The sequence below is a fragment of the Streptomyces thermocarboxydus genome (assembly GCF_024760485.1).
Classification (GTDB): Bacteria; Actinomycetota; Actinomycetes; order Streptomycetales; family Streptomycetaceae; genus Streptomyces; species Streptomyces cellulosae.
Genome location: NZ_CP058273.1, coordinates 4,541,090 through 4,555,584, shown reverse-complemented (window position 1 = coordinate 4,555,584; position 14,495 = coordinate 4,541,090). Strand labels below are relative to the sequence as shown.

The window sequence follows — 14,495 nt, the reverse complement described above, 5'->3', positions numbered from 1 at the left end:
ATGGACGAGGAGACCGAGCGGCTCGACGCGCTCACGCAGCAGGCCGGCCGGTGGCTGGCCCTGTCCGCCGCCCCCGCCCAACGGCACACGACGGCCGTGGTGGCGGGCCCGTACGACCGGGTCGCGTGGCGCGACGTGTACGCGCAGTCGGCGGCGCTCCGTGAGCTGTCCGCGCAGCTCCTCACCCGGCACGCGCACGCGCCCGACCTGCTGGCGGACGTGTTCCTGTGCGCGTACCAGGCCGCCCCGCGCATGAGGGACCGCACGGTGATGGCGCCGTCCCACCTGGTCCACCATCAGGTGGTGACCGCGCTGACCCAGTCTCCCGACTTCGCCGCCCTGCGCCGGGAGACGGCGGGCGACGCCTACGCCGCCGCCATGGCCGTACTCGCCCAGGCGTCCACGCTGCGGGGGCTGCTGGAGCGGTCGCGGGAGGCGCGGGAGCGGACCGGGCGGGCGGACAGGGCCCGGCAGGAGGCGGAGGCCGCCGCGGCCGCCGTGGGCGAGGCGCTGCGGCAGGCCGCCGAGGAGGCCGACGAGCAGGGGGAGGTGCCCGCGCCGGCCGCCACCGCGGTACGCCGGGCGGCCGAGGCGGCTCGCGAGGCCGAGGAGAGCGCCCGGCGGGAGGACGGCGCCGCCGCGCAGGCGATGGCGGCGGCGGTCCCCGGCATCCGGTCCGCCGCCCGGAACGCGGCGTCGGCCGCCGCCGAGGCGGTCCGGCAGGAGGCGGCGCTGATGCGGGCGTGGGGCGTGGACGCGGGCGAGACGGAACGGATGCCGTTCGCGGAGCGGGCCCGCCTCGCCGAGCGGCTGCGCTCCGGGCGGCTCGCGCGGTGGGCCGAACTGATCGGCCGCTTCCGGCAGATGGCGGCCGGGGAACGCGCCCGCAAGGTGGAGCACGCCACCGGTGAGCTGGTCGGCGTCACCCTCGGCGACGACCTCTCCCGGGTCATCCCCTCCGAGCTGGCGGTCCTCGGCGTCCCGGAACTGCGCGCGGTGTTCGCCGCGCGGTACGCCGCCGGGGAGCTGATGCTGTACGACAGCCGGGGCGAGCAGGGCACCGGCAAGGGCGCGGTGATCGCGTGCGTGGACACGTCGCACTCCATGTACGCGGAGGGGCCGGGCGGGGTCACCCGGGAGGCGTGGTCGAAGGCGTGCGCGCTGGCGCTGCTTGACCAGGCGCGTCACGCGGGCCGGGACTTCGTGGGCATCCTCTTCTCCGCCGCCGACAAGCTCCAGGTGTTCCGCTTCCCGGGCGACCGGCCCGCACCGGTCTCGGACGTCCTGGACTTCGCGGAGACGTTCCTCGGCGGCGGCACGGACTTCCAGCGCCCGCTGGGCACGGCCGCGAAGATTCTGGAGGAGGAGTTCGACACGGCGTCCCGCGCCCGCGGCGACATCGTCCTGATCACCGACGACGCCTGCGAGGTCTCGGAGAACTGGACCCGCCTGTGGAACGAGATCAAACGCCGCCTGGACTTCCGCCTCTTCGGCATCGCCATCGCCACCCCGGACACGGCCACCGCCTCCGGCTCGGTCCTGGAGTCCCTCTGCGACAACCTCCGCACGGTCGACGACCTGACGGACGTCCACACGACGGCGGATCTGTTCCGCGTGATCTGAGAACGCGCCGGTGCGCTGCCGCGCGTTGCGTATGTCGTTCACGACATATAGCGCGACGGCGTGGATGGACTGTTCACCATCGAGCTGGAACCCGAGGTGCGCGACTGGCTCGACACCCTGCCGGCCAAGCACTTCCTCAAGATCGACGAATACGTCGGTCTGCTGGCCGAGCAAGGCGCCGAGCTGGGCGAGCCCTATGCCCGCTATCTCGGCGACGGCGTCCGAGAGCTGCGTCCGACGCTCGACGGCGCTGCCATACGAGTCACCTACTGGTTGACACCGCAGCGCACCGCGGTCCTCCTGACCGTCTTCCGCAAGACGAGAATGCGGGAGGACGCGGAAGTCAGGCGCGCGAAACTCGCTCAGAAGGTGTGCGAGGCGGAACACGAACCGGCGCACGATGAATCCATCCGAACCGTCGGTGAGGGAGAGGTGAGGCAATGAGCCACAGCCGCTGGAAAAGCTTGCGGGAGCGGAAGCTGGCCGAGGGTCTGACCGAGCCGGAGGACGTGGCCGAGGCCCGCCGCGAGATCCGGCTGTCCATGGCGCTCGCGAAGGCCGTCTACGACCGTCGGGCCGAACTCGGGCTGACCCAGACCGAGCTGGCCGACCGTGCGGGTCTCACCCAGGCGAAGATCTCCCGGATCGAGGGGTCCGACACCGTCCCGACGCTGCCGCTGCTCGCCAAGCTGGCGACGGCACTCGACGCGACGCTGAACATCGCCCTGGACGACGACGACACACGCGTGACCTTCACCGCGCACGATCACGCGGCCTGAGCGCCCGTCGCGAAAGCGCACGCACAGCCGGACGCCCCGGCCTGAGAAGACCGGGGCGTCCGTCGGGTCTCGGCACGTTCGTGAGCCCCTGGGCGGGCCGTGCCGAATCAGGCGGGGGCGGGCCCGGGGCCGCGGGTTCCCGTCGGGGCGGACGGGAGGGGCGGCGCCGGGACCGGTACCCCGCACGCCGTTGTGCGGGGCCCCGCCGGTGTGTTCCGCGGCCGGCCGTGGCGTGACGATCGCTGGTCAGGGCATCCTCATACCGGCCGGCCGCGGGGTCTGTGCGGGCGTGGTCAGCCCAGGCGCTCCACGAGCGCCCGGTGCTGGTCCCACAGCTCCTTCGGGGTGTGGTCGCCGAAGGTGTTGAGGTGCTCGGGGACCAGGGCGGCCTCCTCGCGCCACACCTCCTTGTCCACGGTGAGCAGGAAGTCCAGGTCGCGGTCGGAGAGGCCGAGGCCGTCCGTGTCGAGGGCGTCCTTCGTCGGCAGCACGCCGATCGGGGTCTCGACGCCCTCCGCCTTGCCCTCCAGGCGCTCCACGATCCACTTCAGGACGCGGGAGTTCTCGCCGAAGCCGGGCCAGACGAACGTGCCCTCGTCGTTCTTGCGGAACCAGTTGACGTAGTAGATCTTCGGCAGCTTGGACTGGTCCTTGTCCTTCGCCACGTCGATCCAGTGGGCCATGTAGTCGCCCATGTTGTAGCCGCAGAACGGCAGCATGGCGAAGGGGTCGCGGCGCAGCTCGCCGACCTTGCCCTCGGCGGCGGCCGTCTTCTCGGAGGCCACGTTGGCGCCGAGGAAGACGCCGTGGTTCCAGTCGAAGGACTCCGTCACCAGCGGTACGGCCGTGGCGCGGCGCCCGCCGAAGAGGATCGCGGAGATCGGCACGCCCTTGGGGTCCTCCCACTCGGGCGCGATGATCGGGCACTGCGACGCGGGCACCGTGAAGCGGGCGTTGGGGTGGGCGGCCGGGGTCCCCGACTCGGGGGTCCAGTCGTTGCCCTTCCAGTCGGTGAGGTGCGCGGGGGTCTCCTCCGTCATGCCCTCCCACCAGACGTCGCCGTCGTCGGTGAGGGCGACGTTGGTGAAGACCGCGTTGCCCCACAGGGTCTTCATGGCGTTGGCGTTGGTGTGCTCGCCGGTACCGGGCGCGACGCCGAAGAAACCGGCCTCGGGGTTGATCGCGTAGAGGCGGCCGTCCTCGCCGAAGCGCATCCAGGCGATGTCGTCGCCGATGGTCTCGACGGTCCAGCCGGAGATCGTCGGCTCCAGCATGGCGAGGTTGGTCTTGCCGCAGGCCGACGGGAAGGCGGCGGCGACGTACTTCGACTCACCGGTGGGCGGGGTGAGCTTCAGGATGAGCATGTGCTCGGCGAGCCAGCCCTCGTCGCGGGCCATGACGGACGCGATGCGCAGGGCGTAGCACTTCTTGCCGAGCAGGGCGTTGCCGCCGTAGCCGGAGCCGTAGGACCAGATCTCGCGGTCCTCGGGGAAGTGCGAGATGTACTTGGTCTGGTTGCAGGGCCAGGGGACGTCCTCCTGACCGGGCTCCAGCGGGGCGCCGACGGAGTGCACGGCCTTGACGAAGAAGCCGTCGGAGCCGAGCTCGTCGAGGACGGGCTGCCCCATGCGGGTCATGGTGCGCATGGACACGGCGACGTACGCGGAGTCGGTGATCTCCACGCCGAGCGCGGACAGCGGCGAGCCGAGCGGGCCCATGCAGAACGGGACGACGTACATGGTGCGGCCGCGCATGGAGCCGCGGAAGACGCCCTTCTCGCCCTGGAAGATCTCCCGCATCTCGGCGGGGGCCTTCCAGTGGTTGGTCGGGCCGGCGTCCTCCTCCTTCTCGGAGCAGATGAACGTCCGGTCCTCGACGCGGGCGACGTCGGTCGGGTCGGAGGCGGCGTAGTAGGAGTTGGGGCGCTTGACGGGGTCGAGTCTCGTGAACGTGCCCTTGGCGACGAGCTCCTCGCACAGGCGCTCGTACTCGGCTTCCGAACCGTCGCACCAGACCACGCGGTCCGGCTGCGTCAGCTCTGCGATCTCGTTGACCCAGGAGATCAGTCCCTGATGGGTGGTGGGGACGCCGGGTTCCTCGATGTCGCGCGCCACGTGTGCTCCTAAATGAGGGGTTTTTGTGGTTGGAGGCCCCGTGGGGGCTGCGACCCGGATGCGAAAAGTGGTGACTCTGGCGCTCATCCGGTGTCGACCGCACTCATTTGATCATCCGATGCGCGCGCCCATCTGTCCAGAGGGCCGCACAGGTGAGCAACGTGACACTGACCACGGTTGTCGTGCGGCTTTACGCGTACGTTGAGCGAACGAAACCGATTCTTTGCGTGACGGCCCGCGCGGGCCGTCGTGAGACGATGGCCACTTCGCGCGGCCCAACAGGACACTCAGAGGTGTAACTTACGGTCCCGTAGGTACCATGCGAACATGACTGCGTTCGCCCCCGATACGCCCAAGGACCCGCAGGCCGAAGGCCGGGGCCCGGTGGCGACCTCTCTGCCCCACCCCGTGAAGCCGAAGCTCCGCGGCTGGCTCCACCTCGGCATGTTCCCGGCAGCGCTGGTCGCCGGACTCGCCCTCACCGCGTTCGCCGACTCCCCCCGGGCCCGCCTCGCCTGCGGTGTGTACGCCCTGACCGCCTGCCTGCTGTTCGGCGTGAGCGCGCTGTACCACCGGGGCAACTGGAGCCCCCGCATGGACGGGGTGCTGCGCCGCCTCGACCACGCCAACATCTTCCTGATCATCGCGGGCACCTACACCCCGCTGACGATCCTGCTGCTGCCCGACTCCAAGGGCCGGTGGCTGCTGTGGGGCATCTGGGCCGCGGCTGCCGCCGGGATCATCTTCCGCGTGTTCTGGGTCGGCGCCCCGCGCTGGCTCTACACGCCGTGCTACATCGCCATGGGCTGGGCCGCGGTGTTCTACCTGCCCGACTTCATGCGCAACGGCGGCATCGCCGTCCTCGTCCTGGTCGTGGCCGGCGGCCTGCTCTACAGCGCCGGCGGCATCGTCTACGGCATCAAGAAGCCCAACCCCTCGCCCCGCTGGTTCGGCTTCCACGAGGTGTTCCACTCCTTCACGCTGGCCGCCTTCATCGCCCACTACGTGGGGATCTCGCTGGTGGCGTACCAGCACGCCTAGGAGGCCCCCGGGGACCCACGCGGTACAGGCCGCGGCTTCGACGCCGCGGCCTTTTCCGTGCCCTCACCCATCGGCCCGTCCCCGACAATGAACGTCATGACGGCCGCACGATCCCCCCTCACTCCGGACGCCCCGCCGCGCCCCGGACTGCGCGAACGGAAGAAGATCAGGACGAGGGAGGCCATCCGCACGGCCGCCTACGCGCTGGTCGAGCAGCAGGGGTACGGCGCGACGACGATCGAGCAGATCGCCGAGCGCGCCGAGGTGTCCCCGTCGACCGTCTTCCGCTACTTCCCCGCCAAGGAGGACATCGTCGTCACCGACGAGTACGACGAGCCGCTGCTCGCCGAACTCGCCGCACGCCCCGCCGACGAGCCCTGGACCGACTCCGTCCGGTACGTGATCCGCAAGGCCGTCCGCCTGGCCATGACCGAGCAGCCGGAGGTCACCGCGCTGCGCGCCCGGCTGATGCGGGAGGTCCCCGCGGTCCGCGCGCGGATGCGGGAGACCGTCACGGGTGTCGGTCGGACGCTCGCCGAGGCCATTGCCGCGCGCACCGGGCTCGACCCGGAGGGGCTGGAGGTGCGGGTGCACGCGACGGCCCTGGTCGGCGGGCTGCTGGAGGCCACGATGTACTGGGCCGAGCACGGCCACCGGGAGGACTACGCCGACCTCGCCGACCGGGCGCTCGACGTGATCGAGCACGGCCTGCCCACCGGAAAGGGCTGAGGCGAAAAAGCCGGGGCACGGCGCCCCGGTCGTGCCATCCTGACCGGGTGAACGGTCCCGAGATCCACGTCGAGTTCGCCCCCGAGCTGCTCGTCTTCGTCCCCCAGGCGCGCGCCACGGGCAGCCTCAGGACGGCCACCGACGGCTTCTCCAGCCTCGGGCACGTCGTCGAGTCGCTCGGCGTCCCGCTGACCGAGGTCGGCACCCTGCTGGTGAACGGCCGCGAGGTGCCCACCGCACACGTGCCCGCCGCCGGCGAGTCGGTGACCGTCCGCCCCCACACGCATCCGCAGCGGGTGCCCGGCGCTCCCCTGCGTTTCCTGCTCGACGTCCACCTCGGCACCCTCGCCCGCCGGCTGCGGCTGCTGGGCGTGGACACGGCGTACGAGTCGACGGACATCGGCGACCCTGCGCTGGCCGCGCGCTCGGCCGCCGAGAAGCGGGTCATGCTCAGCCGCGACCGCGGCCTGCTGCGCCGCCGCGAGCTGTGGGCGGGCGCGTTCGTCTACAGCACGCGCCCCGAGGAGCAGCTGGCGTACGTCCTGGACCGCTTCGACCCCGAGCTGCGGCCGTGGACCCGCTGCACCGCGTGCAACGGGCTGCTGCGCGCGGCCGGCAAGGAGGACGTCGCCGACCAGCTCAAGGAGGGCACGCACCGCACGTACGACGTGTTCGCCCAGTGCGCTGACTGCGGGCGCGCGTACTGGAAGGGCGCGCATCACGAGCAGCTTGAGGCGATCGTGGAGCGGGCGGTGGCGTCACGCTCCGGCCGCCGCTGACCCACGGCTCCCCGGGGCTCGGGACCCTCTATTGCCTGCCTTACGTCCGCCGGGTCAGGAGGCGGCGGCCTGCCGGTACCGCTCGACCGTGCCCACGGCGGGCCCACACCCGCTCAGGCCGAGACGGTCGGCGAGGACCGCGGTCTCCACCCGGTTGCGGGTGCCGAGTTTGCCGTAGATGACACTGAGGTGGTCCTTGATCGTGGCCGGGCTGAGGAGCAGTGAGCGGCCGATCTCGGCGTTGGACAAGCCGGCAGCGAGCATGGTGCACACCTCCGCCTCCCGTGCGGTCAGGGCCTTGGCCCGAGCGTGGACGTCCGGCGGGAGCGCCGCGCGGTCCAGCGCGCCCACGAGCGAGGCGATGGCGGTCGAGGTGAAGACGCGATTGCCCGCCGCGACCGCGCTGATCGTGTTCCGCAGCGTCTCGGGGTCCCCGTCGGGACACAGGACGGCCGCGGCCCCGCCGCGCAGGGCCTCGCACGCGACGTGCCCCTCGGTGTCGGGGATGAGCAGCACCGTCTTCGGCGGGCATCCCAGGTTCTGTAAGGCACCCATCATCAAGGTGACACGGTCGGACGAGGCGGGGAGAGCCGCGACGAGGACCTCCGGGGCCCACCGGCGCACCGCGGCGGTGACCTCGTCACCACCGCACACGTCCATGACGTTCAGGTCCGACGCCTCGTCCAGGATCGCTGCCAAACCTGCCCTGGCCAAGCGATCGTCGTGCGACACCACTACACCGATCACGTACCGCTCCCCCGCTCGTAACTGATCCGCTGGGTCGTGGAACTGCCCCTTCCATACTGAATGACGACTACATGCATTTGCACGCGTGTGCTGCAGAGTTGAGGCGGATCTGAGGTCCCGTTCACAAAATGCGTCGTACAAATGCCCAGCACCCGCATCAACCTGATTTTCCGCCACCCCCCTGACGTCCGTGCCCGGTGCGCCCCGGGTGCACCCCCGCCGGTCGGCGGGTCTCACTACCGCCGCCCGGCCGATGTGAGTTCAGGCCATCCCCGTGCATGATCGCTCGGCGACGTCACGGAACGGCCATGTTCAGGGGGATCAAGTGCAGGCGCAGCGAACGACGTTCACACCGTCCGACCTGGAGGTGGTGCCCGCAGTGAACGCACTCCTCGGGCAGCTCGGTGTCGGCCGGCTGAAGACCGAGGAGGTCGAGTCGCTCTTCGGGCGCAACGAGAACTGGGCGGGGACCACGTCGACCGGAGCGGGCGTGTTCGTCAAGCGGGTCTCCCTGGACGGCGGTCCCGAGGACGCGGCGCTGCGCATGGCCCGCTCCCGGTCCTTCGCCACCCTCGTGACCGGCCTCGGCTCACCCGATCTGGCGACGCCTGAACTCATCGGGTACGACGAGGAGTCACGGGTCCTCGTCTTCCGCCTGCTGGAAGGCGCCCGCACGTTCGCGGAACTGGCCGCCGACGACGACCTGGACGCCGGACTGGCCGCCAGGGCCGGCCGCGCGACCGGACTGCTGCACGAACTCGACGCCGGGAAGGCGCACCCCCCGCTGGACGACACGCCGTTCCCGTTCCCGAACCTCGGTCTGCTGCGCGCGCTGCCCCTGGCCGGCTTCCTGGGACTGACCTTCGCCGAGGTGACGCTCTGGGGCATCCTGCACCGCGACGCGGAACTCGCCGCCGCCCTGGCCGGGCTGCGCGCCGCGGAGGAGGCCGCGCCCCGCGTGCCCGCCCACTGCGACCTGCGGTTCGACCAGTTCCTGCTGGCCGACGGCGCTCTCCACCTCACCGACGGGGAGGAGTTCCGCAAGTGCGACGCGGCACGGGACATCGGCTCCCTCGCCGGCGAGTGGCTGTACCGGGCCGTCACCGGCATCGTGGGCCGCGGCTCCGCGGACGACCCCGACGTGCTGGCCGTGCACGAGCCGACCCACGAGGAGATCGTGGCGCGAGGGGTCCGCGAGATGGACCGGGTGCGCCCCCTCATCCGTGCGTTCTGGTCCGCCTACCGCTCCGTACGCACCACCGGCGATCCCGGGCTGGCCGCCCGCGCCACCGCGTTCGCCGGCTGGCACATGATCGACCGCGCGATGGCCACGGCGGCCCGCGGCAGCAGGCTTCCGGCCGTCACTCGCGCGGCCATGGGCATCGGACGCACGGCGCTGCTCGCCCCGCAGAACTTCGTGGGCGCCCTGGGACTGGAGGAGAACAGATGACGGCCCTTCGGACGGACCCCCGCCCGTCGGCCGGCGGGCTCGACCCGCGGCTGGCCGACGCCCTCACCACGGTGCACGTCGCCGACGACGGGCTGTCCGCCCGCATCGGAGACAACGAGATCACAGTGGACAGCCGGCGGGGGCTCAAGGACCGGCTGGCAGTGCTGATCTACGAGAACCTGCACGCCGGCCGTCCCGAGCGGGACGAGAAGATGCCGCGGACCCTGCGCGACCCGGAGTTCGAGCGGCTGCTGCACGACGCGACACCGCACGCGACGACTCCGTGCCGGGCCCGTCTGTGCGGTCTGGAGGACGGACTGCCGGTGGTCGAACTGGACGGGGTGCGGGTCCGGCTGCCGGACACGGCGAGCGATCCGTCCGGCGCACTGCGGACTGCCGCCGGGCGCGCCGCGGCCGGGGCCGAGGAGTGGGCCGACATCGTCGTCCCCGCGGTACGGCCCGCGCTGTCGCCAGGCTTCTTCCTCGCCGACGGGTCGCGCGGCCGTCCGGCCGGCGGGGCGGTGCTGCGGCTGTACACCCACGTCACGCACAGCTCCTACGCCCCGGCCGTGTGGGGGAAGGTCCTGGGCGCGCTGGAGGCGGCCGGTGTCCCCTACCGCGCCAAGATCAGTTCGTCGCGGCTGCTGTACCCGCGGCGCGACGCCCTGGTGGTGTACCTGGGCGCGCAGGCACTGCACGCCGTGAACACGGTGCGCGAGGCAGTCGTGGACGTGCCGGGCCTGGGCGAGGAGACGTCACCCTTCACCCACCGGCTGGCCCCCGGGTTCGCCGTGGCGTGGGAGCCGGACGACGAGCGGCCGGGCCGCCGCCACCTGAGCTTCGGCGAGCACCGTTCGGCAGCCGTGGCCGAAGGTCTGATCGGCCACCGCCTGGCCCCGGAGCACCCGACGGCCGCCGCGGCCGTGGCCGCCGCGCTCCGTGACGCGGGCGTGGACCCCGCCCACCCCGCGCGGAGCCTGAGGCAGCCGTACGCCGGCGCGCCCGAGGAGGTGTAGGGATGCCCCGTCCGCCGGCCCTGCCCGCCAGGGAGAAGACGCGTCTGGTGCTGTCCGTGCTCGCGAAGGAGTGCACGGTCTCCGAGGCGGCCCGCGCCGCCCGGGTCTCGGAGCAGTCCATCGCCAACTGGCGCCGCCAGTTCCTCGAAGGGGGGAGCGCCGCGCTGGCCGGCCGGTCCGCGCCGTCCTCCACGGAACAGCGGGAGGCGGCCCTCGTCGCCGAGGTGCACAAGCTGAAGCAGGCGCTCGGCGAGGCGTACGTCGAGGTCATGGCGTGGCGCCGCACCGGGGACTACCGGCAGGTCCCTTCGAGGTCCTCGAAGCAATACGAACGGAACTAGGGATCCCGGTTTCGAGGTTCTGCGTGATCTTCGGGATCCCGCGCCGGACCTACACCCGGCACTTGCAGAGGCACAGAGCCCAGGAGGGGCAGAACAATGCACGGTCCGAGTGATGCCGGGGCACCGGCGATCACCGTACGAGGACTGACCATGCGGTACGGACGGCGGGAGGTCCTGCGCGGCATCGACCTGACGGTCCGGCACGGCGAGGTGCTGGCCCTGCTCGGCCCCAACGGGGCGGGCAAGACCACCACCGTGGAGATCCTCGAGGGCTTCCGGACACCGACGGGCGGCCACGTGGAGGTGCTGGGCGAGGACCCCGCGCACGCGGACGAGGGGTGGCGCGCCGGCATCGGCGTGGTGCTGCAGTCGTGGCGCGACCACGCCCGCTGGCGCGTGGGCGAGTTGCTGGAACACGTGGCCTCGTGCCATCCCGCGCCCCGCCCGGTGGCGGAGACGCTGGACACCCTGGGTCTGACGGAGCAGGCCGACCAGACCTGCGGGCGCCTGTCCGGCGGGCAGCGGCGACGGCTGGACGTCGCCCTGGGCATCATCGGCGACCCCCTCCTGCTCTTCCTCGACGAGCCGACGGCCGGTTTCGACCCGGTGGTCCGGCGCGAGTTCCACGAGCTCATCGAACGGCTGAAGGAGGGCGGCATGACCATCGTGCTGACCACCCACGATCTGCACGAGGCGGAGCGCCTGTCCGACCGCACCGCGGTCCTGATCGACGGCCGTATCGCCGCGTTCGGCACCAACGCGCAGCTCGCGGAGGACGCCCGGGCACAGGCCCGGGTGGTGTGGCTGGAGGACGACGAGCGGCGTGAGGTGACCTCCGAGGACCCTTCCCGGCTCGTGTGGGAGCTGCACCAGAAGTTCGACGGGCCGGTCCCGGGACTCGAGGTGCACCGGCCCACGCTGGAGGACATCTACCTGCGCATGGTCGCGGAAGCGGAGGCCTGATCATGACCGGGACACCGACCACCCACCGGCCCGGAGCAGGCTCCTTCCCGTTGCGGCGGGTCCTGGCCGTCGGGGTGCGGCGCGGGCTGCTGGAGATGCGGCAGATGCTGCGCACCCCGCGCGAGGCGTTCAGCCTGCTGAGCACGCCGCTGCTGTTCGTCGTGCTGAGCATGCTCCTGGACGGCGACATCCCCGGCTCGGACGTGCCGATGGCGGAATTGCTCGTGGCGGGCGGCGTCACCACCATGGTCGTCCAGGCCGGGCTTCTGTCACTCACCCAGACCCTGGCGGTGGAGCGCGAGGACGGCACGCTGCTGCGCATGCGGGCCGTGCCGCACGGCATCCCCGTCTACCTGGTGGCGAAAACCGTGGTGGTGGCGGTGACCGCGGTGGGCGGCGGCGCCCTCACCCTGGCGGCGGGCGTCCTGGTGGTCGGCTCGTCGGCGCCGGCCGACGCACGCCACTGGCTGATCCTGCTGTCCGTGCCCGCCGTCGGGCTGCTCGCCCTCGTGCCCTTCGGCGCGGTGCTCGGCGCCGTCCTGCCCAACGCCCGCGAGGCGCTCGGCTTCCTGATGATCCCGATGCTGGCCCTGATGGTGTTCTCGGGCATCTACTTCCCGGTCTCCGCGCTGCCCGGAGCCGTCCAGGACGCCGTCCAGGCCTTCCCCCTGAAGTGGACCGCGCAGGGCGTGCGGGCCGCGCTCCTGCCGGACTCGGCGCTCAGCGCGGAGACGTCCGCCACGTGGGAGCTGTCCAAGGTCTACGCGATCAACGGCGCCTGGGCCCTGATGGGCTTCCTCGTCGCCCCGCGCGTCCTGCGCCGGATGACCCGTCGCGCGACCGGTACCCGACCCCAGAGAACCGAGGCCCCGGCATGAGCCGAACCCTGAAGCACATTTCCGCGATCTTCCCGATCCAGCCGGACGCGCTGGAACCGATGGTGGAGATCGGCACGTTCGCCCGCGACGCCGGAGTCCGCCGGATGTGGCTCGGCCAGTCGCTGCGCGTCGAGACGCACCTCGCGCTGGCGGCGTTCGCCGCCCGGGTGCCGGGGGTGGCCCTCGGCACCAGCGTGGCGCTGACCGTTCTGCGCCACCCCTACCAGGCCGCGGTCGAGGCCCGCTCGATCAGCGCCCTCTCGGGCGCCCCGTACGTCGCGGGTTTTGGTCCCGGACCGGTCGGTTTCCAGCAGCAGCTGCGCGGCGAGCGGTACCCGAAGCCGCTGCGCGCCATGAAGGAGTACGTGTCGGTCGTACGGCGCCTCCTGGACAGCGAGAAGGTGGCGCACGAGGGCGAGTACTTCACCTCCGGCGCCCCTTTCATGCATGTGCCCGCGCCGGCCGTCGAGGTCGGACTGGGCGTGCTGCGGGCCGGCATGGCGCGGACCGTGGGCGAGGTCGGCGACGCGGCCATCACCTGGCTCACCCCGCACTGGTACATCGGGGACACCCTGGTGCCCGCCATGACGGAGGGGGCCGAGCAGGCCGGGCGCACCCGGCTGCCGCGGGTGGTGTCGATCCTGCACGCCGCACTGGACCGGCCGGGCCGCAACATGCGCCGCACCGTGTTCACGGCGACCGGCCCCCACCTGGCGTCGGAGCACTACACGGACATGCTGCGGCGGGCCGGGGTGCCGGTGGACGCCCGGGAGCCTGTGAAGGGCGCCGAGGCGCTGATCGAGCAGCAGGTGTTCGCGACCGGCACCGCCCAGGACGTCGCCAAGGTGGTCCGCGCCCACCGTGACGCCGGCGTGGACGAGATCGTGCTGAACGTCTGCGGGGTCTACCTCACCGAGGGGTCCCGGGCGGCACTGGAGGACCTCGGCGAGATTCTGGAAGCGGTCGCCGCCGATGACTGACCTGCGGTCCCATCCCGAGCTGGGCGAGATCCCGGTGTTCACGGGCCGCCGGCTCGTCCTGGTGGTGACCGGTGCGCTCAGCGCGGCGCACACCCCGTTCTGGCTGAACTGGCTGCGCACCGGGTACCCGGAGACGAGCCTGCGCGTGCTGACCACCCGGTCGGCCGGACGGTTCGTCACCCGGCAGGCACTGACGTCCATCAGCGGCACCGTGGCCGAGCCGGACGAGTGGCCGGAGGAACCGGCCGCGCATGCCCCGCACGTCGAACTGGCCGAGTGGGCCGACACGTTCGTGGTCGCCCCGGCGACCCTCAACTTCTGCTCCCGCCTGGCCGGAGGCCTCGCGGACAGTCCCGCCGTGCTCGCCCTGCAGTGCACCACGGCTCCGGTGGCGGTCGCGCCCTCGCTGCCTCCCGGGGGTCTCACCTCCTGGGCGTACCGCAGGGCGTGCGCGGCGCTGGAGGAGATGCCGCACGTCACCGTGGTTCCGCCGGTCCCGGGTCTGAGCACCACCACGGGCCGCCGGGACGCCGCGCTCAGCGCGCCGATGCCCTCGGTCATCGCGGCGGCGGAGAGGCTGCGGGCCGGGCGGGAGACACCGTCGTGACCGCGCCGGCCGTGCCGGGCCGGGTCGTCGCCGAGTTCGGCACCGGCTACCTGGCCACCCGGGTCCTGACGGCGGAGCGCGGCTACCTCTGGTGCCGGAGGCCAGGGCACGCACGGCCCTGCCCGTTCACGCCCGTGCCGGACGCGGTGGCCGACGCGGCCCGCGCGTGGACCGCGCACGGCTCCCGGGTGGTGCTGGGCGCACCCGGGCCGACGGACCTCGACAACCGGCGGCCGGACGGCGCGGGGACCTGGCGCCAGTACCGGGTTCCGGCCCCGTACTCGCTGGGGCATGTGCTGGGCAACCACGCGGCGGCCCCGCTGGCCTGGGCGGCCCTCCCGCGGCTGCTGCACCAGGTGGGGACGGTCCTGCGGCGGGTGCACACGGCGTTCGCCGGCTCCCCCGCCCCCGGCGGGCCCCCCGGGGCCGCCCGGGTGGCCGGCTGGCT

At 72.5% G+C, this 14,495-nt stretch carries 16 protein-coding genes; 14 read left to right on the top strand and 2 right to left on the bottom strand.

Features of this window, described 5'->3' with window-relative positions:
• Genes AY578_RS21125 through AY578_RS21115 form a run of 3 tightly spaced genes read left to right on the top strand, consistent with a single transcriptional unit; the run spans nucleotide 1 to nucleotide 2,402 of the window.
• Nucleotides 1-1,623, top strand: coding sequence for a VWA domain-containing protein (locus AY578_RS21125; protein WP_258903993.1), 1,623 nt, complete (start codon nucleotides 1-3; stop codon nucleotides 1,621-1,623).
• A gap of 60 nt (nucleotides 1,624-1,683) precedes the next feature.
• On the top strand, nucleotides 1,684-2,067 hold the full coding sequence (locus tag AY578_RS21120; RefSeq protein WP_215189438.1) for a type II toxin-antitoxin system RelE/ParE family toxin: 384 nt from the start codon (nucleotides 1,684-1,686) through the stop codon (nucleotides 2,065-2,067).
• Entirely contained in the window at nucleotides 2,064-2,402 is a 339-nt protein-coding gene (locus AY578_RS21115) for a type II toxin-antitoxin system RelB family anti-toxin (protein WP_033272245.1), read from the top strand. Before AY578_RS21120 ends, AY578_RS21115 begins: the two co-directional genes overlap by 4 nt.
• Before the next feature lie 293 nt (nucleotides 2,403-2,695).
• On the opposite strand, the gene AY578_RS21110 is transcribed toward AY578_RS21115, so the two are convergent.
• Nucleotides 2,696-4,516 carry a phosphoenolpyruvate carboxykinase (GTP) gene (locus tag AY578_RS21110; protein ID WP_136238418.1) on the bottom strand — a complete coding sequence of 607 codons (1,821 nt, stop codon included), beginning with the start codon at nucleotides 4,514-4,516 and terminating at the stop codon, nucleotides 2,696-2,698.
• Between the two features lie 327 nt (nucleotides 4,517-4,843).
• On the opposite strand from AY578_RS21110, the gene trhA reads away from it, so the two are divergent.
• From trhA to AY578_RS21095, 3 genes are all read left to right on the top strand, one after another.
• Complete coding sequence (gene trhA, locus AY578_RS21105) at nucleotides 4,844-5,557, top strand: PAQR family membrane homeostasis protein TrhA (protein WP_136238417.1); 714 nt, start codon at nucleotides 4,844-4,846, stop codon at nucleotides 5,555-5,557.
• Nucleotides 5,558-5,653: 96 nt separating this feature from the next.
• Nucleotides 5,654-6,286 carry a TetR/AcrR family transcriptional regulator gene (locus AY578_RS21100; RefSeq protein ID WP_136238416.1) on the top strand — a complete coding sequence of 211 codons (633 nt, stop codon included), beginning with the start codon at nucleotides 5,654-5,656 and terminating at the stop codon, nucleotides 6,284-6,286.
• Nucleotides 6,287-6,333: 47 nt separating this feature from the next.
• Entirely contained in the window at nucleotides 6,334-7,065 is a 732-nt protein-coding gene (locus AY578_RS21095; RefSeq protein WP_136238415.1) for a Mut7-C RNAse domain-containing protein, read from the top strand.
• A gap of 54 nt (nucleotides 7,066-7,119) precedes the next feature.
• On the opposite strand, the gene AY578_RS21090 is transcribed toward AY578_RS21095, so the two are convergent.
• Complete coding sequence (locus tag AY578_RS21090; RefSeq protein ID WP_136238414.1) at nucleotides 7,120-7,779, bottom strand: response regulator transcription factor; 660 nt, start codon at nucleotides 7,777-7,779, stop codon at nucleotides 7,120-7,122.
• 358 nt (nucleotides 7,780-8,137) lie between these two features.
• On the opposite strand from AY578_RS21090, the gene lxmK reads away from it, so the two are divergent.
• The 8 genes from lxmK to AY578_RS21050 all read left to right on the top strand — a co-directional run.
• Nucleotides 8,138-9,262 carry a class V lanthionine synthetase subunit LxmK gene (gene lxmK, locus AY578_RS21085; protein ID WP_136238413.1) on the top strand — a complete coding sequence of 375 codons (1,125 nt, stop codon included), beginning with the start codon at nucleotides 8,138-8,140 and terminating at the stop codon, nucleotides 9,260-9,262.
• Nucleotides 9,259-10,278 carry a T3SS effector HopA1 family protein gene (locus AY578_RS21080; protein WP_136238412.1) on the top strand — a complete coding sequence of 340 codons (1,020 nt, stop codon included), beginning with the start codon at nucleotides 9,259-9,261 and terminating at the stop codon, nucleotides 10,276-10,278. The genes lxmK and AY578_RS21080 overlap by 4 nt, the downstream gene beginning before the upstream one ends.
• Nucleotides 10,279-10,280: 2 nt before the next feature.
• Nucleotides 10,281-10,619 (top strand): helix-turn-helix domain-containing protein, encoded by a 339-nt coding sequence (locus tag AY578_RS21075; protein ID WP_136238411.1) that lies wholly within the window; start codon nucleotides 10,281-10,283, stop codon nucleotides 10,617-10,619.
• A gap of 150 nt (nucleotides 10,620-10,769) precedes the next feature.
• Nucleotides 10,770-11,582, top strand: a complete 813-nt coding sequence (locus AY578_RS21070; RefSeq protein ID WP_136238410.1) for an ABC transporter ATP-binding protein — start codon at nucleotides 10,770-10,772, stop codon at nucleotides 11,580-11,582.
• Between the two features lie 2 nt (nucleotides 11,583-11,584).
• Nucleotides 11,585-12,460, top strand: a complete 876-nt coding sequence (locus tag AY578_RS21065) for an ABC transporter permease (protein ID WP_136238409.1) — start codon at nucleotides 11,585-11,587, stop codon at nucleotides 12,458-12,460.
• Nucleotides 12,457-13,440: an LLM class flavin-dependent oxidoreductase gene (locus tag AY578_RS21060; protein WP_136238408.1), complete on the top strand. Its 984-nt coding sequence runs from the start codon at nucleotides 12,457-12,459 to the stop codon at nucleotides 13,438-13,440. Before AY578_RS21065 ends, AY578_RS21060 begins: the two co-directional genes overlap by 4 nt.
• Nucleotides 13,433-14,047, top strand: coding sequence for a flavoprotein (locus AY578_RS21055; RefSeq protein ID WP_215048015.1), 615 nt, complete (start codon nucleotides 13,433-13,435; stop codon nucleotides 14,045-14,047). The genes AY578_RS21060 and AY578_RS21055 overlap by 8 nt, the downstream gene beginning before the upstream one ends.
• Nucleotides 14,044-14,495, top strand: a 452-nt coding sequence (locus AY578_RS21050) for a hypothetical protein (protein ID WP_258903958.1), incomplete at its 3' end; no start/stop codon positions are given. The genes AY578_RS21055 and AY578_RS21050, both read left to right, overlap by 4 nt.

Coding starts and splice junctions, on each gene's coding strand:
- AY578_RS21080 (WP_136238412.1), top strand. CDS start 9,259: ATGACGGCCCTTCGGACGGACCCCCGCCCGTCGGCCGGCGGGCTCGAC.
- AY578_RS21125 (WP_258903993.1), top strand. CDS start 1: ATGGACGAGGAGACCGAGCGGCTCGACGCGCTCACGCAGCAGGCCGGC.
- AY578_RS21065 (WP_136238409.1), top strand. CDS start 11,585: ATGACCGGGACACCGACCACCCACCGGCCCGGAGCAGGCTCCTTCCCG.
- AY578_RS21060 (WP_136238408.1), top strand. CDS start 12,457: ATGAGCCGAACCCTGAAGCACATTTCCGCGATCTTCCCGATCCAGCCG.
- AY578_RS21115 (WP_033272245.1), top strand. CDS start 2,064: ATGAGCCACAGCCGCTGGAAAAGCTTGCGGGAGCGGAAGCTGGCCGAG.
- AY578_RS21055 (WP_215048015.1), top strand. CDS start 13,433: ATGACTGACCTGCGGTCCCATCCCGAGCTGGGCGAGATCCCGGTGTTC.
- AY578_RS21075 (WP_136238411.1), top strand. CDS start 10,281: ATGCCCCGTCCGCCGGCCCTGCCCGCCAGGGAGAAGACGCGTCTGGTG.
- AY578_RS21100 (WP_136238416.1), top strand. CDS start 5,654: ATGACGGCCGCACGATCCCCCCTCACTCCGGACGCCCCGCCGCGCCCC.
- AY578_RS21070 (WP_136238410.1), top strand. CDS start 10,770: ATGCGGTACGGACGGCGGGAGGTCCTGCGCGGCATCGACCTGACGGTC.
- trhA (WP_136238417.1), top strand. CDS start 4,844: ATGACTGCGTTCGCCCCCGATACGCCCAAGGACCCGCAGGCCGAAGGC.